At 74.0% G+C, this 25,304-nt stretch carries 24 protein-coding genes; 9 read left to right on the plus strand and 15 right to left on the minus strand.

The window, feature by feature from the left end; all coding sequences use genetic code 11:
* Position 1: 1 nt before the first annotated feature.
* On the minus strand, positions 2-223 hold the full coding sequence (locus GJV82_RS07355; RefSeq protein WP_115941662.1) for a hypothetical protein: 222 nt from the start codon (positions 221-223) through the stop codon (positions 2-4).
* A 151-nt stretch (positions 224-374) separates the two neighbouring features.
* Between GJV82_RS07355 and GJV82_RS07360 the strand changes: the two genes are divergently transcribed.
* Positions 375-686, plus strand: a complete 312-nt coding sequence (locus tag GJV82_RS07360; RefSeq protein WP_115941661.1) for an SHOCT domain-containing protein — start codon at positions 375-377, stop codon at positions 684-686.
* 79 nt (positions 687-765) lie between these two features.
* On the opposite strand, the gene GJV82_RS07365 is transcribed toward GJV82_RS07360, so the two are convergent.
* From GJV82_RS07365 to GJV82_RS07380, 5 genes are all read right to left on the minus strand, one after another.
* Complete coding sequence (locus GJV82_RS07365; protein ID WP_404812942.1) at positions 766-2,280, minus strand: dicarboxylate/amino acid:cation symporter; 1,515 nt, start codon at positions 2,278-2,280, stop codon at positions 766-768.
* A gap of 240 nt (positions 2,281-2,520) precedes the next feature.
* The gene (locus GJV82_RS20870; protein ID WP_376739815.1) at positions 2,521-2,673 is read right to left on the minus strand and encodes a putative leader peptide; all 153 of its coding nucleotides are present in this window, start codon (positions 2,671-2,673) and stop codon (positions 2,521-2,523) included.
* 80 nt (positions 2,674-2,753) lie between these two features.
* Positions 2,754-4,667 (minus strand): penicillin-binding transpeptidase domain-containing protein, encoded by a 1,914-nt coding sequence (locus GJV82_RS07370; RefSeq protein ID WP_155098785.1) that lies wholly within the window; start codon positions 4,665-4,667, stop codon positions 2,754-2,756.
* Between the two features lie 197 nt (positions 4,668-4,864).
* Entirely contained in the window at positions 4,865-5,539 is a 675-nt protein-coding gene (locus GJV82_RS07375) for a hypothetical protein (protein ID WP_196217204.1), read from the minus strand.
* Positions 5,536-7,035 carry a WXG100 family type VII secretion target gene (locus tag GJV82_RS07380; RefSeq protein WP_155098787.1) on the minus strand — a complete coding sequence of 500 codons (1,500 nt, stop codon included), beginning with the start codon at positions 7,033-7,035 and terminating at the stop codon, positions 5,536-5,538. Before GJV82_RS07380 ends, GJV82_RS07375 begins: the two co-directional genes overlap by 4 nt.
* Before the next feature lie 187 nt (positions 7,036-7,222).
* Here GJV82_RS07380 and GJV82_RS07385 point away from each other — a divergent pair, with 187 nt between their 5' ends.
* Complete coding sequence (locus GJV82_RS07385) at positions 7,223-7,834, plus strand: TMEM175 family protein (protein ID WP_024839964.1); 612 nt, start codon at positions 7,223-7,225, stop codon at positions 7,832-7,834.
* Between the two features lie 17 nt (positions 7,835-7,851).
* On the opposite strand, the gene GJV82_RS07390 is transcribed toward GJV82_RS07385, so the two are convergent.
* From GJV82_RS07390 to GJV82_RS07400, 3 genes are all read right to left on the minus strand, one after another.
* Positions 7,852-9,066 carry a MalY/PatB family protein gene (locus tag GJV82_RS07390; RefSeq protein ID WP_155098788.1) on the minus strand — a complete coding sequence of 405 codons (1,215 nt, stop codon included), beginning with the start codon at positions 9,064-9,066 and terminating at the stop codon, positions 7,852-7,854.
* 105 nt (positions 9,067-9,171) lie between these two features.
* Positions 9,172-9,804 carry a DedA family protein gene (locus GJV82_RS07395; RefSeq protein ID WP_115943471.1) on the minus strand — a complete coding sequence of 211 codons (633 nt, stop codon included), beginning with the start codon at positions 9,802-9,804 and terminating at the stop codon, positions 9,172-9,174.
* Between the two features lie 221 nt (positions 9,805-10,025).
* A complete protein-coding gene (locus tag GJV82_RS07400; protein WP_155098789.1) occupies positions 10,026-11,210 on the minus strand; it encodes a serine hydrolase domain-containing protein in 1,185 nt (394 codons plus the stop codon).
* A gap of 122 nt (positions 11,211-11,332) precedes the next feature.
* On the opposite strand from GJV82_RS07400, the gene GJV82_RS07405 reads away from it, so the two are divergent.
* A complete protein-coding gene (locus GJV82_RS07405) occupies positions 11,333-12,355 on the plus strand; it encodes an LLM class flavin-dependent oxidoreductase (protein WP_155098790.1) in 1,023 nt (340 codons plus the stop codon).
* Positions 12,356-12,417: 62 nt separating this feature from the next.
* Here GJV82_RS07405 and GJV82_RS07410 read toward each other — a convergent pair whose 3' ends face one another.
* On the minus strand, positions 12,418-13,404 hold the full coding sequence (locus tag GJV82_RS07410; protein ID WP_155098791.1) for a hypothetical protein: 987 nt from the start codon (positions 13,402-13,404) through the stop codon (positions 12,418-12,420).
* Positions 13,405-13,570: 166 nt separating this feature from the next.
* On the opposite strand from GJV82_RS07410, the gene GJV82_RS07415 reads away from it, so the two are divergent.
* From GJV82_RS07415 to GJV82_RS07425, 3 genes are all read left to right on the plus strand, one after another.
* Positions 13,571-13,804, plus strand: coding sequence for a hypothetical protein (locus tag GJV82_RS07415; RefSeq protein ID WP_024839976.1), 234 nt, complete (start codon positions 13,571-13,573; stop codon positions 13,802-13,804).
* 97 nt (positions 13,805-13,901) lie between these two features.
* Positions 13,902-14,318 carry a VOC family protein gene (locus GJV82_RS07420; protein ID WP_155098792.1) on the plus strand — a complete coding sequence of 139 codons (417 nt, stop codon included), beginning with the start codon at positions 13,902-13,904 and terminating at the stop codon, positions 14,316-14,318.
* A gap of 44 nt (positions 14,319-14,362) precedes the next feature.
* A complete protein-coding gene (locus GJV82_RS07425; protein WP_115941651.1) occupies positions 14,363-16,108 on the plus strand; it encodes a SpoIIE family protein phosphatase in 1,746 nt (581 codons plus the stop codon).
* 49 nt (positions 16,109-16,157) lie between these two features.
* On the opposite strand, the gene GJV82_RS07430 is transcribed toward GJV82_RS07425, so the two are convergent.
* The 4 genes from GJV82_RS07430 to GJV82_RS07445 form a co-directional block, all read right to left on the minus strand.
* Entirely contained in the window at positions 16,158-19,772 is a 3,615-nt protein-coding gene (locus GJV82_RS07430; protein WP_225873178.1) for a LamG-like jellyroll fold domain-containing protein, read from the minus strand.
* A 165-nt stretch (positions 19,773-19,937) separates the two neighbouring features.
* Complete coding sequence (locus GJV82_RS07435) at positions 19,938-20,420, minus strand: DUF192 domain-containing protein (RefSeq protein WP_225873179.1); 483 nt, start codon at positions 20,418-20,420, stop codon at positions 19,938-19,940.
* Between the two features lie 4 nt (positions 20,421-20,424).
* The gene (locus GJV82_RS07440; protein WP_115943469.1) at positions 20,425-20,781 is read right to left on the minus strand and encodes a UBP-type zinc finger domain-containing protein; all 357 of its coding nucleotides are present in this window, start codon (positions 20,779-20,781) and stop codon (positions 20,425-20,427) included.
* 50 nt (positions 20,782-20,831) lie between these two features.
* Positions 20,832-21,530, minus strand: a complete 699-nt coding sequence (locus tag GJV82_RS07445) for a hypothetical protein (protein ID WP_318657397.1) — start codon at positions 21,528-21,530, stop codon at positions 20,832-20,834.
* Between the two features lie 198 nt (positions 21,531-21,728).
* On the opposite strand from GJV82_RS07445, the gene GJV82_RS07450 reads away from it, so the two are divergent.
* On the plus strand, positions 21,729-23,189 hold the full coding sequence (locus tag GJV82_RS07450) for a basic amino acid/polyamine antiporter (RefSeq protein ID WP_115941650.1): 1,461 nt from the start codon (positions 21,729-21,731) through the stop codon (positions 23,187-23,189).
* A gap of 25 nt (positions 23,190-23,214) precedes the next feature.
* Positions 23,215-24,453, plus strand: coding sequence for an arginine deiminase (locus GJV82_RS07455; protein ID WP_024839984.1), 1,239 nt, complete (start codon positions 23,215-23,217; stop codon positions 24,451-24,453).
* A 20-nt stretch (positions 24,454-24,473) separates the two neighbouring features.
* Here GJV82_RS07455 and GJV82_RS07460 read toward each other — a convergent pair whose 3' ends face one another.
* Positions 24,474-24,818: a VOC family protein gene (locus GJV82_RS07460; protein ID WP_225873186.1), complete on the minus strand. Its 345-nt coding sequence runs from the start codon at positions 24,816-24,818 to the stop codon at positions 24,474-24,476.
* Positions 24,819-25,081: 263 nt separating this feature from the next.
* Between GJV82_RS07460 and GJV82_RS07465 the strand changes: the two genes are divergently transcribed.
* On the plus strand, positions 25,082-25,225 hold the full coding sequence (locus GJV82_RS07465) for a hypothetical protein (protein ID WP_155098794.1): 144 nt from the start codon (positions 25,082-25,084) through the stop codon (positions 25,223-25,225).
* The last annotated feature ends 79 nt before the right edge of the window (positions 25,226-25,304 follow it).

Below are 25,304 nucleotides of genomic sequence, written 5' to 3' on the forward strand. Positions count from 1 at the left end.
GTCAGGGTGCGGGCGTCGAGCCGGGCGCGGTGATCTCGCCGAGCTGGCCGCCGAGCCACCGCGCGTGCGCCGTGGTGTCCGGGACGTCGGGGGCCGTGTCCGCGGCGCCGGACCCGTCCCCGGGAGAGTCTGCCTCGTGACCGGACCCCTCCGCCGCCGCGACCAGCGCTCGGGCCCCGGCCGGCCGTCGGCGCGCGACGGGTCGTGCGGCGTGCCGTCCCACGATCCACCACCCTGTCGGACCGGCACCCCGGGACGAGGCGGGTCGGCACGCCGGGTTGACGACGCGACGCCGCGCGCCGGGAAGCCTGGAGGTGCGGCCGGATCGCGGCCGTCCCCGCCCGCGGCGGGGCGCACCGACACCGGAGGTCGTCATGCTCACCGCACTCACCGGAGCCGCCGTGGTCCCCACGGAGGCCGTCGCGCACGTGGCGCACGCCGGCTGGGGGCCCGGGCCGTGGTGGTTCGTCTTCCCCCTGCTGTGGTTCCTGCTCTTCGCGTCCGTGATCGTCCTCGTCGCCCGCCGCGCGCGCCGCGGCTGGGGCCCGGGCGGACCCGGCGCGTGGCGCACCGCCGGCCCCGACCCCGTCGCGGTCCTCGGCGAGCGCTACGCGCGCGGCGAGATCGACGAGCAGGAGTACCGCTCGCGCCTCGCCGTGCTCCGCGAGGGGCGCACCCAGCCCTGAGCCGAGAACGACATTGCTGCCGTCATCCCGGGGGACGACGGCAGCAACGTCGTGCTCGACGGCGATCGCCGGGTCGGCGTCAGGCGGTGGCGCCCACGGGCTCCTTGGTGCCCGACGGCGTCGTCCCGGCGGTCTCGTCCGTCGCCGTGGCCCCGGTGGTCTCCTCGGACGACGCGTCGTCGTCCTCGTCCACGAAGAGGTCCTCCGCGCTGGCGGCCTCGTACTGCTCGACGTCGAGGATGCCCTCGCGCTTGGCGACGATCGTCGGGACGAGCGCCTGGCCCGCGACGTTCACCGCGGTGCGGCCCATGTCGAGGATCGGGTCGATCGCCAGCAGCAGGCCGACGCCCGCGAGCGGCAGGCCCACGGTCGAGAGCGTGAGGGTCAGCATGACGATCGCGCCGGTGAGGCCCGCGGTCGCGGCGGAGCCGACGACGGACACGAACGCGATGAGCAGGTAGTCGGTGACCGACAGGTCGATGCCGAAGATCTGCGCGACGAAGATCGCCGAGATGGCCGGGTAGATCGAGGCGCAGCCGTCCATCTTGGTGGTCGCGGCCAGCGGCACGGCGAACGACGCGTACTCGCTCGGGACGCCGAGGTTGCGCTCGGTGACGCGCTGCGTCACGGGCAGCGTGCCGATCGAGGAGCGCGAGACGAACGCGAGCTGGATCGCGGGCCAGGCGCCCTTGAAGTAGCTCGAGATCTTCAGGCCGTTGGTGCGCAGCAGGACCGGGTAGACGACGAACAGCACGACCGCGAGGCCGACGTAGATCGCGACGGCGAACCACGCGAGCGACGCGAGCGACGTCCAGCCGTACGCCGCGATGGCGTAGCCGATGAGGCCGGCGGTGCCGATCGGCGCGAGGCGGATGATCCACCACAGCACCTTCTGCACGATCGCGAGCGCGGAGCGGTTGAAGGCGAGGAACGGGTCGGCCTTCTTGCCCGACTTCAGCGCCGCGATGCCGATGACGAGCGCGACGACGAGGATCTGCAGCACGTTGAAGCTCACCGACGTGCTCGCGGACGCGCCGCCGTCGGTCACCTCGACCTGCGTGCTCGCGCCGAGGCCCAGCACGTTGCCCGGGATGAGGCCGTTGAGGAAGTCGAGCCACGTGCCGGTGCGGCCCGGCTCGGACGCGGCGTCGAGCGAGACGGACGCGCGGTTGCCCGGCTGGAAGAGCAGGCCCAGGCCGATGCCGACGGCCACGGAGATCGCGGCGGTGATGGCGAACCACAGGAGCGTCTGGCCGGCGAGGCGCGCGGCGTTGGTGACGGTCCGCAGGTTCGCGATCGACGCGACGATCGCGGTGAAGATCAGCGGCGGCACGACGGCCTTGAGCAGCGTGACGAACGACGAGCCGATCGTGTCGAGGGTCGTCGTCAGGCCGTTCGGGACCTCGCCGTCCGCGTCCTGCGGGCCCATCGCGAGCGCGACGGCACCGAGGGCGACGCCGACCGCGAGGCCGAGCAGGATCTGGACGCTGAACGACGGGAACCGGCGCTTCTTCTTCGCGGGCGCCGCGGCCGGGGCCCGGTTCACCTGGTGCTGGTCGGCCGACGTGGGGGCCGACGAGGGGGTCGAGGACACGGGGGACCTTTCGGGGTGACGCGGGCGCACGAGCGCCCGCTCTCGGGAGAGGGGCTCGGGACGTCGTCGCGAGGTGTGCCCGGCGGTGGTGCGCACCCGGGCCGGGCCGTCAGGTCACGCGGGTGAGCTGCGGTCGTGTCGGTACGGGTGCGCCACGCGCGTCAGCGGCTCGGGTCGGCGAGCGACCCGGGGAACGGTGACGGGGTGCGGAGGCGGGAGGGCGTCAGCGGCGACGTGGGGTCAGCGACACAGCGCGCTGGCGACTCGACGCAGGTCGACGTCGCGGCGCTGGGTGAGCTGCCAGGCAGGCACGCTGACGAGCACGAAGGCTTCTCCCGGAACGGTGGGTTCTCGCTGGACGCGGGCAGACGGACGCCCGCGGCAACCGATCATACCCGTTGATGCACAACCTGCCGTCCCCGCCGCCTATTCCCCGGCCCGGCGCGCGGGTCCGGGCGCCGCGTCCGCGGCCGTCAGGAGTTCGGCATGTCGAGGAATGCGTGCATGAGCGGGCCGGCCGTGACCGCGCCGCCCTCGCCCGTCTCGACGAACACCGCGACCGCGAGGTCGCCCTGGATCGCGATCATCCACGCGTGCGACTGGCTCCCGTCGCCGTACTGCGCGGTCCCCGTCTTGGCTCCGACCTCGCCCGGGAGGTCGGCGAGGATCGCGGCGGATCCGTCGGTGACGACGGCGCGCATGAGCCCGCGCAGCGTCGCGGCCTCCTCCTCCGTGAGCGTCCCGGCAGGCTCCTCGTCGGCGACGGTCTGCACGTCCGGGTGCACGAGGACCGGCGAGACCGTGCGCCCGGCCGCGACGCTCGCCGCGACCGTCGCCATCGCGAGCGGCGACGCCTGGACCTTGCCCTGGCCGATCATCGACGCGGCGTGCTCCGTCCCCTGCGAGTCCGTCGGGACGTCGCCGAAGAACGCCGGCGCCCCCAGGTCGGACTCGACGCCCAGCCCGAGCGACGCGGCGGCGTCGTGCAGCGCCTGCTGCGTCACGGTGTCGCGCTGCCCGATCATCGCGGTGTTGCACGAGTTCGCGAACGCGGTCCGCAGCGGGACGTCGCCCAGCGCGGAAGTCGGGTAGCCGGGGACGTTCTGGAACTCGCGCCCGTCCACGGTGATCGTCGGCGGGCACGCGACGGTCGTCTCGGGCGTGAGCCCGGCACGCAGCATCGCGAGCGTCGTCGCGACCTTGAACGTGGACCCGGGCGCGTACTGGCCGGTCGTCGCGGTGGACAGGCCCTCCCCCGCCGTCGAGCTCGCCGCCGCGAGCACCTCGCCCGTCGACGGCTGGATCGCGACGATCGCGCTCGGCCCCTGCCCGGCGAGCACCGCCTCCGCGGCGACCTGCATGTCGGGCCGCAGGGTCGTGCGCAGCGGCGTGCCGTCCACGGGGTCGACCGAGAACACCTCGGTCGGCTCCCCCTCCGCGTCGCTCTCGCTCGGCACGATCTCGACCGACAGGCCGGGGACGCCCCGCAGCTGCTCGTCGTACTGGCGCTGGAGGCCCGAGAGCCCCACCTCGTCGCCCGCGGCGATCGCGCCCTCGGACTCCTCGACGATCTCCGCCGTCGCGTCGCCCACGCGCCCGAGGATGGGCCGCGCGAACTCGCGCGTCGGGGCGAGGGGCAGCTCGTCGTCGACCACGCGCACCCCGGCGACGGCGCGCGCTGCCTCGACGTCGATCCCCGCCGTGTCCTGCGTCCGGACCGTGATCGCCTCGACGAAGGCCTTCTCCCCCGCGGCCGCGACGCGCTGCGCGTACTCCTCGGGGTCCAGCCCGACGACGGCGGCGAGCTCGCGCGCGGCACGGTCCCACGCGCCGGAGGCGACGAGCGTCTTGTCGACACCGATGCGCAGGACCGGCCGGTCCTGGACGATCGGGACGTCGTCGGCACCGAGGATGCCGGCGCGCTGCGCGGGCACGCGGCTCACCGCGAGCCGGTCACCCTGGCCGAGCTCGGGGACGAGCACGTCCGGCTCCCACACGACGTCCCACGCCCCGGGCCCGTCCTCGCCCTTGCCGGCCTCGGCGAACGTCAGCTCCGCCGTCGTCGTGTACTCCCACGCCTGGTCGCCGCCCACGTCCCAGCGGTAGGCGAGGGTCGCCGTCGCGCGGTCCCCGGCGTCGTCGCCCTCCTCCACGACGTCGACCGTCGTGACCTCGACCGTCCGCTCGTACGCCGAGAGCGGCTCGAGCACCGCCTCGAGGTGGCCCTGCACGTCCTTCGCCGCGCCGTTGCGGAACTCGAGGCCGGTCACGTCACCCGCCTCGATGCCCCGCGCCAGCGCGGCCGCGGCGTCCTGCGCCTCCGGGCGGTCGGGCGTGCACGCCGCGAGGGGCAGGGCCAGGACGGGGGCGAGCGCCGCGGCGGTCATCCAGCGGGCAGCCCGCCGGCCTCGCCTGGTCGTCCGGCCGTGGTCGTGCGCGCCGATGCTCACTCGCTGCTCCCCTGCTCCGTGCCGTTCGGGACGGGAGGGACGCTACCCGACGCCCCGGACGTGCCGGACGTCCGGGGCGAACCGGCCCCGTTCGTCCCCGGCTTCTTCACGTCCGGCGCCTCCCGGCGGCGGCGTCAGTCCGGGGTGACCGGGCTGACGGCGTACCAGAGGCGGATGCTCTCGTCGCCGCCGGGCCCGGGCTCGTGGCTGATCTGGACGGACGTCACGACGTCGCCGTTCGACCCGTTGATGCCGGTGCGCTCGCGCGTGCCCCCCGCGCGCGAGGCGTCGAGCGACGCGGGCAGCTCGTCGAGCCACCGGTCGACCTGCGAGCGAGGGAAGCCGAGGACCTCGGCGTCGGCGACGAGCTGGTCGTGCACCGCCTGCGCGCCGGAGAGGGTGCGGAACACGTTGATCGTGCTCACGTAGCCGCGGCGGGGCTGGATCGTCAGCTCCTCGGCCGTCGTCGTCCACGTGCCGTCGGGGAGGACCAGCTCGACCTCGGCGGCGCCGCCGGGCACCTGCACGACGGCCATCGACTCGCCCAGCCCCACCGACTCCGCGGTGATCGGCCTGCTCACGTCCCAGCGCACGGTCTCGCCCCTCTCGATGTCGTCGATCGTCGTCCCGGTCCCGCCGCCCGACGGCGTCCCGCCCGTCGCCGTGCTCGTCCCACCCGTGGCCGGGTCGTCCGGGCCGCCGAACGAGACCGAGCACGCGGTCAGCGCGAGCGACCCGGCGAGCAGGAGGGGGACGACGGCGGCCCGCGCCGCCGCCCGTCGTCGCCCGCGCCCACCGGCCGGGCTCACTGGTCCACGTCCACGTCCCACTCGGTCAGTCTGTCAAGGATGCGCCCGATGCGTGCGGGGTTGGTGAGGCGGTACTCGTCGATCCGCTCCGACACGTCCGTGCCGATGATCTCCGCCGCACGGTCCGGCTGCTGGGTGATGAGCTCCTGGTACGCGGGGAGCGTGTCGTTCGCGATGTAGTCCCAGCGCGTCGCCTGGTCGGCGATGTTGCCCCCGGGGAACGGCGTCCCGACCGTCACGGTGCCCTGCACGGGGTTGTCGAACGAGATGCCGGTGAACGGGATACCGATGCTCTCGGGGCCGGGCGTCTCCACGCGCACCGTGAACGGGTCGTGCTGCGCGTACGTCCCCGCGCCCTCGATGGACGGCTCGCCCACGAGCGTCATGAGGTACGTGAATGCCTCGCCCGTGACCGGGTGGTCGCGCATGGTCTGCCAGTCGTCGGCGATGATCTGGTTCTGCTCGCGCCACAGCAGGGCGGTGTTGCCGTCCGCGAGCGCCTGCGCGTCGCCCGCGCGGCCGGCCTCGACGTCGGCCCACGCCTGGTACGCGGCGTCGTCGATGACGCCCGCCTCGAGCAGCCGCTCCATCTCCTCCAGGCCGCCGGACAGGTACGCCTCGTGCATGACGGCCTGGTCGACGAAGATCTCGCGCTGCATCGACAGGAACTGGTTCTCGTAGAACGCGAGCTCGGCGTCGGACATCTCCGCGATCGCCTCGAGCGCCGCCCGGTCGACGCCCGGCGGGAGGTGCTCCGCCCCGGCGGCGACGGCCTGTGCGACCTGCCGCATCTGGTCGAGGTCGAAGAACCCGGCGGCGAAGGACGGCCCGATCATCGCGGCCATCCCCGCCCACTGCATCCACGGGTTGTCGAGGTAGAGCTCGCCGTAGTACGTGTAGACGTCCTCGATGATCTCCCGGTTGGCCGACGCCCCGGCGGACGGGTCCCAGTCGGCGAAGTCGAACCCCGCCTCCCCCGCGGCGACGCGCGTCCAGTGCGCGACGGCGAGGTCGGCGAATCCCGGCGAGTCCGGGTCGACGCCGAGGCGCACCATCTGCGCGTAGAGCGCCGCGACCTGCGCGTCGCTCGCGTTCGCGAGCCACTCGGCGCGCTCGGCGGCGTCCATCGCCCCCCACTCGCCGGGCGTGGGCGTCGCGACGGGCGACGGCGCACCACCGCCGGGACCGGCCCCGGGCCCCCCGGTGCCGCCGGGGCCGCCGCCCGTGTCGTTGCTCGCGGACTCCTGCTGGTCGGCGTCGGCGGCGAGCTGGTCGGCCGCCGCGTCGAGGAGGCTCGCGGTGCTCGCGAGCGACGGGCCGAGGGTCGAGGCCCACTCGCGGCGGAACTCCGCGGCGTCGGGGCCCTCCCACCGGGTGGCCGCGTCGACGACGGACGTCACCTGCGCGCGGTGGGTCCGCAGCGTGTCGGCGCCGGCCCGCAGCCCGGAGGCGAGCGCGCGCAGGGCTCGGACGTCGGCGCCCCACATCCCGCTCATGCCGCCTCCTCTCGCAGCCGCGCGTCCCCTCGCGCGCGCGTCGACAGCCTCGTCACGGACGGTCGCACGCCGACGCTACGCGGCACCCGCGCGTGCCGCGATGGGGAGCGCTGCCCATGCCCGGCAGGTGCGGGGCGGGTCTTCCGCGTAGCCTCGTCGGAGACGTTCCGGACGAGATCCCCGAGCGATGACGACCACGCGGACGCAACGAGGACTGGACCGCGTCGTGAGCTTCACCGACGCGGCGGTGGCGATCGCCATCACGCTGCTCGTCCTGCCGCTCGTCGACCTCGCGGCGACCGAGGACGTCTCGTCCGTGCGCGAGGTGTTCGCGGAGCACTGGTCGTCGTTCCTCGCGTTCGCCGTCACGTTCGCGGTGATCGGCCGGTTCTGGGTCGTGCACCACCGGCTGTTCGAGTCGCTGCAGGACTACTCGCCCGCGCTCCTCGTCGTGAACCTCGTGTGGATCGCCGGCATCGCGTTCTTCCCGTTCTCCGCGCAGCTCGTCGCCGACGTGTCGGACGACGACCCGACGTCCGTGGCGGTCTACGTCGGGACCATGGTCGTGGTGTCGACGTGCCTCGGGACGATGGCGTGGATCGTGTCACGGCACCCCGGGCTGGAGCGGGCCGACGTCCGCGGCTCCGTCCGGGTGCGCCACTCGCTCGTGCCGACCGGGCTCCTCGTCGTCGCGCTGCTGCTCGCCCTGCTCGTCCCCGCGGGCGGGCTGCTCTGGCTCCTGCTGCTCCTCCTCACCGGCCCCGTGGGCCGCCTGGTCGACCGGGCGCTCGACCGCTGACCGGCCGGACCGGCGCGCTACCCGCGCAGGGACGCGCCCATGCGCGCGACGGCCTCGGCGAGGACGTCGACGTTCGTCGCCAGGTTGAGCCGCACGTGCCCCTCCCCTCCCGACCCGAACCGGCGCCCGTCCTCCAGGGCGACGCGCGCCCGGTCCAGGAACCAGGCGCGCGGGTCGCGGCCCGCGTCGCCGGGAAGGCCGCGCGCGTCGATCCACGCGAGGTACGTCGCGTCGCCGGGTCGGTACCGGGCGTCGGGCAGGTGCTCGGCGAGCAGGTCCGCGAGCAGCCACGCGTTGCGCTCGACGCCCGCGAGCACGGCGTCGAGCCACGCCTCGCCGTGCTCGAGCGCCGCCACGTGCGCGAGCACGGCGACGTGCTGGACGCCGTGGCTCGCCTCCTCGGGGATGCGGCGCAGGTCGTCCACGGCCCCCGGCCCGGCGACGGCCGCAGCGGCCTTGAGACCCGGGAGGTTCCACGCCTTGGACGCCGAGACGATCGCGACGGCGGTCTCCGCGCCCGGGACGGCGAGGAGCGGCGTGTGGGTCGTCGTAGGTCGGCCGTCGAGCCCGGGCCGGGTGAGCGGCGCGTGGATCTCGTCGGCGACGACGCGCACCCCGTAGCGCGCCGCGAGCGCGAGCGCCGCCTCGAGCTCGGCGGGCGTGTGCGTCGTGCCGGTGGGGTTCTGCGGGTTGCACACGAGCCAGACGGCGCGGCGCCCGCTGCCGGGTCCGCGATCGTTCGCGGCGACGCCGGTCGCGTCGGCGAACGCGCGCTCGAGCGCGTCGAGGTCGAGCCGCCCGTCGGCGCCGAGCGGCGCCTCGACGACGCGGCGCCCCTCGTTCCACGTGAAACCGTAGAACGGCGGGTAGACGGGCGGGTTCACGACGACCGCGTCACCCGGCCCGGTGAGCACGCGCAGCACCTCGACGACCGCGATCATGACGTCGGGCAGCGTGCGCGACGTCGTCGCGTCGAGGGCCCAGCCCCACCGGCGTTCGGCGAACCGCGCGTACGCCTCGGCGTACGTCGTGCCGACGTCGTACCCGGTGTCGCCCGCGCGCAGGGCCGCGGTCACGGCGTCCACCACCGCCTCGCACGGTGAGACGTCCATCTCCGCGACGAAGAGCGGCAGCACGTCCGGGTCGAACGCGCGCCACTTCACCGACGTGCGGCGGCGCAGCTCGTCGAGCGTGTGGACGTCCAGCGGCGTGTCGCGGGGGCTCAGGTCCATCTCGTCAGGCTACGAACCCGCACACCGCCCCTCCGTCAGCGCCACGTCGCCGGGCGTGTCCACCGACGTGCGGGCGCGGGGTCACCGGGACGACGACGCCGGGTCTCAGCCCTCGTCGCGAGCCGACGCCCCGCGGCCCGTGCGCGCGTGGGCCGGGCCGGCGTCGTCGTTGACCCAGCGCCACACGCGCGTCACGACGAACCACACGACCGCCGCGGCGACGACCGCGATCACGACCTTCTGCAGGACGCCCGCGTACTGCTCCACGACGTGCCAGCGCTCGCCGAGCGCGTACCCGGCGTAGACGAAGATCGTGTTCCACACGGCGCTGCCCGTGGCGGACAGCGCGGCGAACTTCCACAGCGGCATGCGCTCGACCCCGGCCGGGATCGAGATGAGGCTGCGGAAGATGGGGATGAAGCGGCCGAAGAAGACCGTCGCGCCGCCGTGGCGGAGGAAGAACTGCTCGGTGCGGTCCACGTCCTCGACCTTGACGAGCGGGAGCCGCTCCGCGATCCAGCGCGTGCGCTCGCGTCCGACTACCGCGCCGACCGCGTAGAGCGCGAGCGCGCCGACGACCGACCCCGCCGTCGTCCACAGGATCGCCTCGACGAGGCCGAAGCTGCCCTGGCTCGCCGTGAAGCCGGCGAGCGGCAGGATGATCTCGCTCGGCAGCGGTGGGAACAGGTTCTCGAGCGCGATCGCGATCGCGGCGCCGACGGGGCCCAGCGTCTCCATGAGGCCGACCGCCCACCCGGCGACGCCGTCGAGCGCGGGCTCCGCCGCCGAGGCAGCGGGGAGGGCGAGCAGTTCTGAGGGCACGGCTCACGAGCCTAGGCGAGCGACCGTAGGCGTGGAGCGGCGAGGAGCCTGAGACCGTGTGGAGGTCTCGTGGGAGCGTCGGGGAGCGTCGTCGCACCGAGGTTCGGCGCGACGAGGACCGCGCGGGGATCGCGCCGTCAGCCCCGCACGAGCGCGTCGATCCACCGGACGGGCGGCCACGCGCCGGACTCGTCGTTCGCCAGGACGGCGACCGTGACGCCCGGCGCGGCGGCGGGCGGCAGCGCCGCCGCGCCGTCGTCCACGCCGCCGGCCACCCCCGCGCCTGCGGCCGGGTAGTGGCGCAGCATCGCGCTCACGCCCGTGTTGATGCCCTCCTTGTACGCCGACCGCACCGACCCGTCGGCGTAGAGCTCGAACTCGAGCCCGAACCCGTAGTGCACGCTCGCCGCGCGCTCGGCCGACGGCGCGTCCTTGTCGTCGGTCTCGTCGGTGTCGGCGTCGTCGTGCTTGACCTGCGGGGTGAGGAACGCGCGCGTGAGGTCGGGCGGGAGGAGCTCGCCCGCGCGCACCGCAGCCCAGAACCGGGTGAGGTCGCGCGCGGTGACGTGCGCGCCGCCGTCGGGCGAGCCGACGGGCGGGTACGAGTAGATGTTCTGCCGCCACCCGGTGACGCGGCCGGGGTCGGCCGCGTCGGCGCGGACGGGCTCCCAGCCCTCCGCGACGTCCGGCTCGGCCTCGTCCATGCGGAAGAACCCGGAGCGGTCCATGCCCGCCCGCGCGAACACGTGCTCGCGGACGTGGTCGCGGTACGTGGTCCCGGTGACGGCCTCCAGCGCGAGCCCCGCGAGCACGAAGCCGACGTTGCAGTACCGGCAGCCCTCGCCGGGCGGGAAGTTCGGCTCCTTGTGGACGAACCCCGGCAGGAAGTCCGCCGTCCGCGTCACCGAGTAGCTCGGCCGGTCCACCCACAGCGCCTCGTACGACTCGCCCGCCTCCTCGTCCGCGTCGTCGGCGATGCCGGACGTGTGGGTGAGCAGGTGCCGGATCGTCACCTCGCGCGGGATCGTCGTGCCCGCGAGGTCCACGTGGTCGTGGACGCGGTCGTCGAGCCCGAGGCGGCCGTCGCCGACGACCTGGAGCACCGCGACCGCCGTGAAGAGCTTGGTCACGGAGGCGACGTCGAACCGGGTGCTCGGTCGCACGGGCACGCCCCAGCGTCGCGACGCGAGGCCGTACGCACGCTCGAAGACTTCCGCGCCGTCGCGCTCGATCCGGACGACGCCCGAGAACGCGTCGGCGTCGGCCGCGGCGCGCAGGCGGGCGTCGAGGTCGGCGAGGGCGGCGTCGTCCAGGGTGGTCATGCCTCGACCGTAGGTCGGGGCGGCCGCGCCGGGCCACGGCTTTGCCGCCGGCCCCGGCACCTCCTCGGCGCCCGGTCGCGCCGTCGTGCCTGGTGAGAGCGCTGTCAGGGTACGGTCTCGGCATGGCGACCTCGACCCCCGCGCTCGGCGTGGTCCTCCCGCGCGACCTGCCCGCCGACCGCATCGTGCCGTTCGCGCGCCGTGCCGAGGAGGTGGGTCTCGACGAGCTGTGGGTCGTCGAGGACCTCGCGTTCCACGGCGGGATCGCGCAGGCCGCGACGGTCCTCGCGACGACGCGGCGGCTGACGGTGGGCATCGGGATCCTGCCGGCCGCGACGCGCGCGCCGTCGACCACCGCGATGGAGGCCGCGACGCTCGCGGCCCTGCACCCGGGTCGCCTGCACCTCGGGATCGGTCACGGCATGCCGGCCTGGATGCGGCAGATCGGCGTCTGGCCGGCGAGCCCCCTCGCGATGCTCGCGGAGACCACCTCGGCCGTGCGGGCCCTGCTGCGCGGCGAGCGCGTCACCGTCGCGGGGCGCTACGTGACGGCCGACGACGTCGCGCTGCACGCCCCGCCCGCGTCGCCGCCGCCCGTGCTCACCGGCGTGCGCGGACCGCGCTCGCTCGAGGTCTCGGGGCGCGTCGCCGACGGGACGATCCTCGACATGCCCGTCACCCCGGAGTACCTCGCCGTCGCGCGCGCCGCGATCGACGCCGGGCGCACGTCGGCCGGTGCCGCCGCCCCGCCCGCGCACCGAGTCGTCGCGTTCTCGACGGGCGCCGTGCACGACGACGCGGCCACGGCGCGCGCCGCCGTCCGGCCGTCGCTCGGCGTCCTGGGCGAGCCCGACTGGGCCGCCCAGATCGACCCGCTGCCGTTCGCCGCCGACTTCCGCGCGCTGCGCGACACGAGCGGATCGCCGGACGCGTTCGGCGCCGCGATGCCCGGCGCGTGGGTCGACGCGCTCGCCGTCGTCGGCACGCCCGACGCCGTGCGCGCGCGGCTCGCCGAGCTGGGTTCGCACGGGGTGTCGAGCGTCGTCCTCGTGCCGACGAGCCCGGACCCCGCGCGACCCGACGACCCGTTCGCGGCGCTCGACGCGCTGGCTGCCGTGACCGCGCCGCCCACGGGCTCGGCGTAGCGCGAAGGACCCCGGGGGCTCGGACCGTCGGCGGGGGTCACGAGGTCACGAGGTCACGAGGGTCACCAGGGCCACGTCGCGACGACGACCACGCTCACCACGACCATGAGGGCTCCGAAGGACAGCAGCGTGATCTTGCGGACGCGCGCCTCGTCGAAGCCCGACCGCAGCCTCGGCAGCGACGACAGAGCGCGCCTCGGCTGGCGACGCAGCACCGACCAGACCGGCGACGCGTCGAGCAGGTCGCAGAGCGCCGCGACGTCGGCGAAGGTCCGGCGCCACCGACGGCCCGAGCCGGTCGACACGGGCCACCGCGCGTGCAGGAACATCGCGTCGCCCACGATCTCGATGCAGTACCGGTGGCTCAGCCGCGTGAGGGCTCCGAGCGCGTCCGCCGTGAGCATCCCCCGCACGACGTGCGCGGTCTCGGCGCGTGCGTACACCCGCAACGCGGTGTCGGGTCCCAGCTCGAGCCGGTCCTCGGGGCGCGGGTGGAAGCCGACCCGCAGACGCAGGACGCTCCTCGACGTCATGACGACGTGCGGGAGCCGGGCCGGCAGCCGGACGGCCACGTAGCCCGGCAGGACGGGGAGCGCTCGGTACGGGGTCACGTAGTACCGCAGGTTGCCGAGCTCGACCGGGTAGCCGTGGACCTCGCTCGTGACCACCATGCGGCGCTCCTGCCGGGTGCCCATCCGGAAGGTGCTCCCGGCGTGACCCGGTGAGGCCTTCAGGGCGTCGAAGGTCCACCCGTTGTCGTCGGCGAACCGGCTGATCCGTGCCGCGGCCGACCGGCTGACCTGCCACAGGGTCACGACGCCCGTGGGCACTCCCACGGCACCCGCGGACACCAGCAGGAAGGTCAGCCTGTTCCAGCCCTGCGGCCCGAGGACCAGCAGCACGACGCCGACGAGCGCGGCGAGCACGCAGCCCACGACCGCGACGAGACGGGTGGAACGCTCCCTCCGCAGCGGGTCGGGCAGGGCGACCCGCGGGAGGTCACGGCGCGCGGAGTCGAAGGCGCTCAGGTCGAGCGGCGCGGTGCTCAACGCGCCGGACCGTCGCATCGGTACGTCACGGACGCACGCTAGCCGACGGCGAGGTGGGCACCGACCACGCGCCGACGGCGCGGCGGGGCTCCGGGAGCAGGTCCCCGTGCTCGTACCGCAGGCCGGTCGACCTGCGAGACCGCCGCGCAGCGCCGACCATGGGGAGGTGAGCGAGCACGCACCGACGTACACCGAGACCTGGCCGCTGCTGAGCCCGGGCGACCGCCGCCGCCTCGCCGAGCTCGACGACATCGAGACGGACATCCTGCGCCAGCTCGCCGGGGCCTTCGCCGACGAGGTGGACGCGCCGACGCTCGGCGAGCTCCAGGTCGAGCGGTTGCGCGTCTACCGCGACGCGCAGGCCCGGGCCCGCCGCCAGCGGTCGCGGTCCGACCGGTAGCCCGGGGCACCGCGCGGCCCGACCCCGCCCGACCGCTCAGTTCCGCGCGGCCCGACCGTCGTCACAGAGGTCACGTCCCGACGACGAGGAGGCCGTCATGGCCACGCAGCTCAGCCCCTACCTCAACTTCGACGGCGACGCCCGCGAGGCCGTCGAGTTCTACGGGCGCGTGTTCGGCACGACGCCGGACATCAGGACGTACGACTCCGTGGGCCCCGTGGACGACCCGGCGCTCGCGACGAAGGTCCTGCACGCGCAGCTCACGATCGAGGGCGTGGGAACGCTCATGGCCTCGGACGTGCCGCCCGGGACGACGCTCACCGACCGTGCGTCGGTCGCGCTGTCCGGCGAGACCGGGGACCGCGAGCGCCTGCGCGCCTGGTTCGCGGCGCTCTCCGAGGACGCGCAGGAGCTCACCTTGATGGAGACCGCGCCGTGGGGCGACGAGTTCGGCATGCTCCGGGACCGGTTCGGCGTCGGGTGGCTCGTGAACGTGGCCGCGCCGACCAGCTGACCCTCCCAGCGGGCGGGTGGCCGCGGTTCTTCTACGATGCGCGGATGGACGCGGAGTGGTTTCTCGAGGCGACGGCGCACTGCTCCGTGGGCAGGCAGGCGCGCGAGATCGCCTGGGAGCAGACGCCGCTCGGCCCGCCCGAGGAGTGGCCGCACGCGCTGCGGCACGTCGTCCGGCTGTGCTTCTCCACGCGCTTCCCGGTCATGCTCGTCTGGGGTCCGGACCTCACGCTGATCTTCAACGACGGCTACGAGGAGATGCTCGGCACGGCCAAGCAGGCCGGCGCGCTCGGGGCGCCTGCGGAGGTCGTCTGGCACGAGATCTGGGACGTCGTCGGACCGCTTTTCGAGAGCGTGCTGTCCACGGGGGAGGTCGCGTCGTACCGCGACCTGCGCCTCGTGATGAACCGCTCGGGCCATGAGGAGGAGACGTTCTTCACGTTCTCCTACAGCCCGCTGCGCGACGACGACGGGCGCATCGTGGGCGTGCTCGACATCTCCACGGAGACGACGCTCGAGGTCGTCAACCAGCGCCGCCTGCGCACGCTCGGCGAGCTCCAGACCGCGCTGCCGACGACGTTCACGGACCTGCGCTCGTTCGCGCGCCCCGTCCTCGAGGTGCTCGACGAGAGCGCGGACGTCGCGCGCGCCGCGTTCTACGACGTGCGCGGCTCGCGCCCGGTCGTGCTCGCCTCGACCGGGCCGGAGGCCGGCGAGACCGAGACCATGCTCGTCGACCGCGTGTTCCGCACGCGGCAGCGCGTCGTCTCGGCGGGGCTCGTCGTCAAGCCGCTGCGCGACGCGGTGCGCGGCGGCGTCGCGGGGATCCTCGTCCTCCAGGCGAGCAGCCTGCGGCCCTGGGACCGCGCGTACGCGCGCTACCTCACGGGTCTCGCCTCGACGGTGGGCGCCGCGCTGCGCGACGCGGTCCGCCTGCGGACGACCCTGGACGCGCTGCGCCAGCGCGCGCAGCGCTCGGAGGAGCAGATCGCGCAGATGCGCGAGGTCGCGCTCGCGCTCCAGCAGGCGGTGCTCACCGAGCCGCCCACGCCCGACCACCTCGAGGTCGCGGTGCACTACCAGCCGGCCGCGCTCGACCGGGACATCGGCGGGGACTGGTACGACGCGTTCGTGACGCCCGACGGCGCGACGACGCTCGTCATCGGCGACGTCGTGGGGCACGACCTGTCCGCCGCGGTGACGATGGGCCAGCTCCGCGGGCTCGTGCGCGCGATCGGCTACGACAGCCAGGAGTCGCCGGGGCGCGTGCTCGAGCGCGTCGACGCCGCGGTGCGCGGGCTCGCGCTGGGCGGCGCCGCCGTCGCGACGGTGCTCGTCGCGCGCATCGAGCAGAGCGAGGAGGAGCGGCGCCGCGGCGCGCGGACGGTGCGGTGGTCGAGCGCCGGTCACCTGCCCCCCATGGTCGTGCGGTCCGACGGCACCGTCGACACCCTGACGCGCCCCAACGACCTCCCGCTCGGCCTCGCGCCGGCCCGGCCGCGCACCGAGCACACGGTCGAGCTCCACGCCGACGACACGCTCGTGCTCTACACGGACGGGCTCGTGGAGCGCCGGGGGCACAACCTGCGCGACGACATCGCCGACCTGGCGCGCGCTCTCGAGGGGACGCACACCCGCTCGATCGAGCAGGTGGTCGAGGCGGCGCTCGAGCGGATGCTCCCGGGCCCGGGCGAGGACGACGTCGCCCTCGTCGTGCTCCGGACGGGACCCGAGGACCCCGGCCCGGTCGAACCCGCGCCCGCCGCGGCGGCGCGGGTCGTCACCGCGTGAGGGCCGCCCCTCGCCCGGGTGGGCGAGGGGCGGCCCCGGTGCGGGTGCGTCAGCCGCAGGTGACCGCGTCGTAGGCCGCGGTGACCTCCGTGCCGACCTGCTCGCCGTCGACCGTCGCCGTCGCCGTGACGGTCGCCTCGCCCGCCTCCGCGGACGGGGCGCGGACCGCGAACGACTGGTACGCGTTGGCCCCCGGCGCGACGCCAGCGACCTCCTTGGTGCCGAACGGCGTCGCGAGCGTGACGTCCACGGGGACGTCCTCGCCGTTCGTCGCGCGCACGGCCACGTAGGCCTTGCCCGCGAGGCAGCGGGTGTCGGCGGTGACCGTCACGTCGAGCGCCGGCTCCTCGCCGTCGTCGCCCTCGTACACCTGGGCGACCTCCGCGTCGGACAGCGCGCGGTCGAACACGCGCACGTCGTCGATCGTGCCCGGCCAGTAGTCCGTGGGGTTGCCGCCCCACTGCCCGCGCCCGATCGTCAGCGGGCCGGACGGCGTGGTGCCGCCGCACACGTCGGACTGCCCGACGAGCTCGCCGTTGACGTAGAGCTTGAGCTTCTGGTCGGCCGCGTCGCGGACGCCCACCACGTGGTACCACTCGCCCAGCACCGGCTCCACGACGTACTCGGCGCGCGGCTCGTCCAGGTAGGAGAACGCCCACCGGCCGCCGCCGCCGTACTGGAGGTAGAACGCGCTGCCGCCCATGACGGAGTCCTGGCCGACGATCGTCGACCAGTTGCCCGGCAGCTCGTCGAGCTGGACCCACGCCGAGACCGTGTACGAGCCCGTCGTGTCGACGACGGGGCCCTCGGTCGCGAAGTGGTCGTCCTCGCCGTCGAGGTGGATCGCGGTGCCGGTGCCGTCGTGCCCGGTCACCCACTCCCCGGTGCCCGACGCCGCGTGGTCGCCCACGCTGTCGGCCGCCGTGGTGCCCTCGCCCTCGTCGAACAGCCACCGACCCGTGCCGGTCAGGCCGGGCGTGCCCGGGTCGACCGGCGCGGAGCCCTGCTTCGCGGCCGCGACGACGCGCTCGTTGACGTCCTTGACGCGCGCGGCGTCCATCTTCAGGACGCGGCGGTCGTACGTCCAGAAGCCGTTGAGCTCGTTCTCGACGTCGGAGATCTCGGTGTACACCGAGCCGGACAGGTAGCACTGCGCCGGCCGCACGAGGCGTTCCGTGTTCTCGACGTACGCGTTCGTCAGCGCCTCGCTGTCCGGGACGCCGCCGTACGGGTTGGCGGACACGCCCGGCCACATGTGGCCCGGGACGCTCATCGAGAAGCCGCCGTGCTCGCCGTCGATCGCGGCGCGCGTGGCGTCCGGCTTCGGCAGGGCCGGGCCGGTGTACTGGTGCCAGTCGATGATGTCGCCCGTCTTCGAGTCGCCCTTCGACGCGCAGCAGTTGTAGCCGGAGTGCGTGTTGAGGATGCGGCTCGGGTCGTAGGCGCTGATCGTGTTCCCGATCCGCGCCGTCTCCGCGAGGTCCCACTCGCCCCAGCCCTCGTTGAACGTGACCCATCCGACGATCGACGGCACCGAGCGGTGCTGGTCGATGATCGTCTTCATCTCCTGCTCCCAGAAGACGCGCGACAGCGGGTCGGTGTCACCGTTCGCGAACCAGCCGCTCGGGATGTCCTGCCAGACCATGAGGCCCAGCGTGTCGGCGTGGTAGTACCAGCGCGCCGGCTCGACCTTGATGTGCTTGCGCACGGTGTTGAACCCGAGGTCCTTGTGGGCCTGGAGGTCGAACGCGTACGCCTCGTCGGACGCCGGCGTGTAGATGCCGTCCGGCCAGTAGCCCTGGTCGAGCGTCGACATGAGGAAGGTCTTCTCGCCGTTGAGCAGGATGCGCTGCACGCCGTCGACCTCGGAGACCTCGATCGAGCGCATGCCCGCGTACGACGCGACCGTGTCGGTCGAGCCGCCGTCGGTCAGCGTGACGTCGACGTCGTAGAGGTACGGGTCGTCGGGCGACCACAGGTGCGCGTCCGGGATCTCGACCGCGAGGAGCTCGTTCGCCGCGCCGGTCGCCGTGCCGACCTCGTTCCCGTCCGCGTCCCGCACGACGGCGGTGACCTCGGCGGCGTCGGACGCGGAGGCCGACTGCGCGGTCACCGCGAGGACGCCCGCCTCGACGTCGGGCGTCGTGACGACGGCGTCGATCGCCGCCGCCGGGACCGGCTCCATCCACACCGTCTGCCAGATGCCCGACGTCGGGGTGTAGAAGATGCCGCCCGGGTTGAGCGTCTGCTTGCCGACGGCCTGGTTGCTGCCGTCCGTCGTGTCGACGACGCGCACCACGAGCTCCTGCTCGGTGCCCTCGACGAGCGCGTCGGTGACGTCGAACGAGAACGCGTCGTAGCCGCCGCGGTGGGTGCCGACCTCCTCGCCGTTGACGTACACGGTCGCCACGTAGTCGACCGCGCCGAAGTTGAGGCGCAGCCGGTTGGCGCCGCCCACGGCCCAGTCCTGCGGCACCTCGAACGTGCGACGGTAGAACATGTCGTCCTCGCGCCGCTCGATGCCAGACAGCGCGGACTCGACCGCGTAGGGCACGACGATCTCCTCCTCGAGGTCGCGGCCGGTCGGCACGGCGTCGTCGGACTCCGCCGCCTCGAACTGCCAGACGCCGTTGAGGTTCTGCCACGCGTCGCGCGTGAGCTGCGGGCGCGGGTACTCCGGCAGCGGGTTCGTCGGGTCGAAGTCGTCGGCCCACGGGGTCTGGATGCGGAAGTCCGACCCGTTCGTCACCGGCAGGTTGAGCGAGCCGACCGCCTCGCCGCCCACGGCCAGGTCGCCCTCGCCGTCGTAGACGAGGCGCACGGTCGACGCGCGGTCGACGGGCTCGGCGAGCGTGACGCCGAGGACGTCGCCCTGCGCCGCGACCTGCGCGACGGGCCACGTGAGCTGGTCGACCTGCACCGTGAGGTGCTCGACGAGGCTCTCGTCGACGCCGCCCACGGCGCCGTCGAACGTCACGTTGAGGCTCGTGCCGTCGGTCTCGACCGTCGCCTGCGCGGGGAAGACGACGAAGTCGTCCGGGTAGGTGAACGCGTCGGTCGGCACGATCTCGCGCTCCTGCGACGGGCTCTGCCACCGCAGGCGCAGGTGCGACCCGCCGGTGTTCTGGAACATCTCCATGCGGAACGCGTACTCGCGGCCCGCCTCGAGCTCGACGGGCGCGGACGTCTGCTCGACGTCCCAGTCGTCGACCCAGTGGTCGATGACGACCTGGTCGTCGATCCACAGCCGGAAGCCGTTGTCGCCGATCGCGGAGAACGTGTACGCCTCGCTGTAGTCGGGCGTGATCTTGCCGGTCCAGCGCGCCGCCGTCCGCTCGCCGCGCCCCGTGAGGCTGGCGAACGTGGGGACCAGGTCGGGGAACTCGATCCGCTGGTCGGGGATCGTCGCCTTGAGGTCGGTGAGCGGCCAGGAGGGGCCGCCGGACAGGAAGTACTCGCCCTTGAGGCCGTTGTCGAGCGCGAGGTCCTGGGCCGCGACGTCCTGCGCGGCGCCCTCCTGCGTCGCGGTCGTCGCGGACGGGGACGCGGTCGCCCCGATCGCCGTCGCCACGGCCAGGGGGACCGTGAGCGCGGTCGCGAGCGCCGCCGCGACGATCCTCGCCGGTCTGCCCCGTGGTGGTGCTACCGCTGTCATGGACTGCATCCGTGCTTCCTCCTCGTCGAGTGAATCCAGGGACTGCTCGGACGCGGCGGCGAGCCGGGCACCTGTGCTCCGGCGGTCGCCCTCCTTGGCGCACCGCACGACGTCTCCCCAGAATCAAACAACTTCCACCAGAAAAAGACAACAGGTGACAGCACGCAACACCGCTCACGCGGTCTCGCGCACCTCGATCTCGTCGCCCGGTTCGACGTCGCGCAGCGCGCCCGCGGGCACCTCGAGCAGGGCGGTCGCCGGGGCGGGCGCGGTCCACCGCGGGCACGTCGTCTGGTCGTGCTCGGTGCACGGGACGAGCGTCACGACGCCGACCACGCGGTCGCCGTCGATCCACGCGACGTCGACCGGCACCTCCATGCCGGCCATCCACATCTGGTGCTCGGCGCGCTCGGGGAACGGGAAGAGCATGCCCGTCCCGGCCGGCACGTCCGTGCGCCCGGCGAGGCCCTCCTTCTGCTCCGCGACGCTCGTCGCGAGCTCCACGACGAACACCGCGTCGCCGACCTCGACCATGGCCTCCGGCTCGGGCTCCGCGTCGCACGCACCCGGCGCGAGCGCGCCGCCGAGCACGCCGACCAGCACGGCGACGCGGGCGGCCGACGTGCGCCGAGCGCGTCCGGCGCCGCTCGTGGACATGCGGTCAGCGGTGGATGAGCGACGTCCAGTCGGCGGGCACGCGGTCCGCAGGGCCCGGCGACGTCTGCTCCGGCGGTCGCGAGAGCGGCGCGGCGAGGTGCGGGCCCTCCAGCACCTGCTCCGTCCCGTAGTCCCAGAACCAGTCCTCGCCCGGCTCGAACGACCGCATGACGCGGTGCCCGGTCGCGCGGTAGTGCGCGGTCGCGTGCTGGGCCGGCGACGTGTCGCAGCACGCCACGTGGCCGCACGTCGCGCAGCGGCGCAGGTGCACCCACCAGCCGCCCAGCTCGTCGCAGTCGGCGCAACCCGTGCCGCTCGGCGGCACGTCGACGTCGACGGCCGACGCGAGGGCGGCCGCCAGCACCGGGTCGTCGAGACCGTCGCCGTAGACGCTGGGCGCGCGCTCCGTCGTCACCGCGCCGCCCCGGCGGCACGGACGACGGGCGCCCACGCCTCGGGGTCGAGAGCCGGTGCGGGCTCGGCCGCGGCCCACGCGCGGCAGTCGTCGATCGTCGCCGAGAGCAGGGCCCGCAGGCGCTCGTCCGGGTCCGGCACGCACGCCTCGGCGATGCCCTGCACCGCCGCGGAGATGATGCTCGGCGCGGCGTCGCGCACGAACCGGTTCGGCCGCAGCCTCGCGCCCTCGCAGAACCGCTGCGCCCAGCGCGCGGTGCGCGGGCAGCTCGCGAGCGCGTCGGCCGACTCGGCGCTCAGCGTCCCCGCGGGGCGGTCGTCGAGCACGTCGAGCATCTTCTCCGCGCCGATGATCGCGACGGCGAGCGTCTGCTGGCGGTCCGCCGGGGCGATGGGGAGCGCCGTCACCGCGGCGCGCAGCGCGATGCGCACGTCCCAGTGCGGGTCGTCGCTCGTCAGCCCGATCACGGACGGGATGAGCGGCGCGAGCTTGGGACGCTCCGGGTCGACCGTGAGGTCGTTCACGGCGCGCGCGAGCATCGCGAGCAGCGGGTGCGTGCACCGCGGATGGTCGCTCCACCGCTCCCCCGCGAGATAGGACGCGAGCTCCATGAAGCACGCGCCCTTCTTCGGGTTCCGGTGCTTGCCACGGCCCAGCATCGGCAGCATGTCGTAGGTGTCGGTCACGAGGGTCACCCCCACAGCGGGTCCGGTACTCCGTCCAGTCTGCGCCGGGCCACGGTCATTGGCAACGGGAGGAGTGACCTGGGTCACGCCGCGCGTCCGCGACCGCTTCCTCCTGCGCTCCGCGCCCGCGTGTGATAGGCGTGGTCCAGCACGGCGTCGGGCAGCGCGAGGCACCCAGCCGACCGCGCGACGCCTTCTGGGGGCACGATGAGCGGCACCGCAGAAGAAGCACGCGTCACCAAGCTCGCCCTGCCGGCGCTGACCGCGATGGTCGTCGGCTCCATGGTCGGCGCGGGCGTGTTCCAGCTCCCCGCGCGCTTCGCCGCGCAGACCGGCGTCTGGGGCGCGACCATCGCGTGGACGGTCGCGGGCCTGGGCATGCTCACGCTCGCGTTCGTCTTCCAGACCCTCGCCGTCCGCAAGCCCGAGCTCGACAACGGCGTCTACGTCTACGCGCGAGCGGGCTTTGGCGTCTACCCCGGCTTCCTCTCCGCGGTCGGCTTCTGGGCGTCGGCCTGCGCGGGCAACGCCTTCTACTGGGTGCTCATCATGACCACCCTGTCCCAGCTCTTCCCGGAGCTGGAGCCCACGCTCGGGCAGGGCGACACGTGGCCCGCCTTCGCGATCTCGGCCGTCGCCGTGTGGGGGTTCTTCCTCCTCATCCGCCGCGGGGTCAAGGAGGCGGCGGCGATCAACGCGGTCGTCACGGTCGCCAAGCTCGTGCCGCTCGCGCTGTTCCTCGTGCTCGCGATCTTCTTCCTCGACGCCGACGTGTTCGTCGGCAACCTCACCGGCGGGTACGACGTCGCGGGCGGCGAGCCGCTGTTCCTCCAGGTCCAGGGCACCATGCTCGTCACGGTGTTCGTGTTCCTCGGCATCGAGGGCGCGAGCGTCTACTCGCGCTACGCGAAGCGGCGCAAGGACGTCGGGCGCGCGACCGTGCTCGGGTTCCTCTCGGTGCTCGCCCTGTTCGCGAGCATCTCGATCCTGTCCTACGGCATCCTCCCGCAGTCCGAGATCGCCGGCCTCAACCAGCCGTCCGTGGGCGGCGTGCTCGAGGCGGCGGTCGGGCCGTGGGGCGGCACGCTCATCCGCGTCGGGCTCATCGTGTCCGTGCTCGGCGCGTACCTCGCGTGGCAGCTCCTCGCCGCCGACGTCGTGTTCGCCGCCGCGAGCGACAAGGACCTGCCGAGCGCCCTCGGTCGCACGAACGACCGCGGGGTCCCGGAGAACGCGGTCCTGTGGACGTCGATCATGGTCACCGTCATCCTCTTCGCGGTGCAGTTCGTCGACGACGCGCTCGACTTCACGCTCGACCTCACCGCGGCCCTCGCCCTCGCGCCGTTCGCGCTCGCGAGCGCCTACGCGCTGAAGATCGCGCTGCGGCGCGACGGCTACGACGACGTCGCGCCGCGGGTCCGCCACCGCGAGCTCGTCGTCGCGGTGATCTCGACGGTGTACACGCTGTTCCTCCTGTGGGCGGCCGGCTACGTGTTCTGGTTCCTCGCGTGCCTGCTGCTCGCTCCCGCCACGCTGCTGTACGTCGCCGCCCGCCGCGAGCAGCGCGCGCCTCTGTTCACCGCGCCGGGGCTCGCGACGTTCGTCGGGGTCGCCGTCTTCGCGGTCGTCGGAGCCGTGCTCCTCGCGACGGGCGCGGTCCAGATCTGAGCCACCCATCCCGGAGGAGACATCCATGTCGCAGGTGACGTACGGCGTCCACTCGGAGGTCGGCACGCTCCGCAAGGTGCTCGTGTGCCGGCCGGGGCTGGGGCACGAGCGCCTGACCCCGAGCAACAACGACGCGCTGCTGTTCGACGACGTCCTGTGGGTGCAGAACGCCAAGCGGGACCACCAGGACTTCGTGCTCAAGCTGCGCGACCGCGGGGTCGAGGTCGTGGAGCTCCACGACCTGCTCGTCGAGACCCTCCGGGTGCCGGGCGCCAAGGAGTGGCTGCTCGACCGCAAGATCGTCGCGAACGAGGTCGGTCTCGGCCTGCTCGACGACACGCGCGCGTTCCTCGAGTCCCTCGACGACGCGACCCTCACCGAGCACCTCGTGGGCGGGCTGTCGACGCGCGACCTGCCCGCCGACTTCCGCTCCGGGTACCTCGCGCTCGCGCGCGAGTCCCTGGGCGTCAACGAGTACCTCATGCCCCCGCTGCCCAACACGATCTACACGCGCGACACGACGTGCTGGATCTACGGCGGCGTGACCCTCAACCCGCTGTTCTGGCCCGCACGGCACGACGAGACGCTGCTGATGAAGGCGGTCTACGAGTTCCACCCGGACTTCACGGGCAGCACCGTGTGGTGGGGCGACCCGGAGCGCTCGTGGGGGCAGGCGACGCTCGAGGGCGGCGACGTCATGCCGATCGGCAACGGCGCCGTGCTCGTCGGCATGAGCGAGCGCACGTCGCGCCAGGCGATCACGCAGCTCGCGGCGCGGCTGTTCGAGGAGGGGGCGGCCACGCGCGTCGTGGTCGCCGGGATGCCGAAGCTCCGGGCGGCCATGCACCTCGACACGGTGTTCACGTTCGCCGACCGCGACCTCGTGACGCTCTACCCGGACATCGTCGACGGCATCCACACGTTCTCGCTGCGCCCCGCGGACGACGGCGGCGTCGAGGTCACCGAGGAGTCGGCCCCGTTCGTGGACGTCGTCGCCGACGCCCTCGGGCTGCCGCGGCTGCGCACCGTCGAGCCCGGCGGGGGCTGGTACGCCGGCGAGCGGCAGCAGTGGGACAGCGGCAACAACGTGGTGGCCGTCGAGCCGGGCGTCGTGTTCGCCTACGACCGCAACACCCACACCAACACGCTGCTGCGCAAGGCCGGCGTCGAGGTCGTGACGATCGTCGGCGCCGAGCTCGGGCGCGGGCGCGGCGGCGGCCACTGCATGACGTGCCCGATCGCGCGCGACCCCGTCGAGCTCTGACCGCGTGACGAGCGCGGGGCTCAGTCGCGGCGGGCCGAGAGGCAGAACTCGTTGCCCTCGGGGTCGGTGAACGTCGACCACGCGTAGTGGTCGACGACGTACCGGCCGACGAGCGTCGCGCCCGCCGCCTGGAGACGCACGGACTCCGCTTCGTAGTCGTCCGTCACGAGGTCGAGGTGCGCGCGGTTCTTGCCCGGCGTGGGGTCCGCGACGTACCGGAACCCGATCCGCACGCCCGAGGCGTCGTCGATCATCGCGAACGACGTCGTCGCGCCCGGCCGGACCCTGCTCCCGGTCTGCTCCGCCCACCACGCGGACAGCACGGCCACGTCCGTCGTGTCGATGGTGACCACGTCGACCGACATCGTCACGCCGGTACCTCCTCCTCGGTGCGGACCCGCTCCCGTCGCGGGCCTCCTCGGGCCCAGGACCGTAGCCGGACCGTCCGACACGACCGCGGGTGCCTCAGGCGTGGGCACCCACCTCAGACGCCTCATGCCGACAACGGGCTCCCGCCTAAGGCACCCGCCCGCCAACCGTGCGCGGTCGACCGATGCGGGGCGCGCCGGCTCAGGACGAACGTGAGTCTCGGACAGGCAGGGTGCCTGCAGGAACGGGGGACACCACCATGAGCGCTCAGCTCGATCCGACCTTCGAGGCGGATCTCACCTACCGCGCGCAGCGCCTGCGCGAGGACTTCCGGCACGACGAGCCCACGCTGCTGCACTGGTGGCGCGGGCGCCGCCAGCGCCACGACCGCGCAGCACGATGACCGCGCCGCCCGACGCCGTCGACGAGACCCTCGTCGACGGCGTCGTCGCGTCCGGGCGTCTATCCGGTGGTCACGTGTC

Origin of the sequence: Cellulosimicrobium composti (assembly GCF_009711085.1) — a bacterium.
Taxonomy (GTDB): domain Bacteria; phylum Actinomycetota; class Actinomycetes; order Actinomycetales; family Cellulomonadaceae; genus Cellulosimicrobium; species Cellulosimicrobium composti.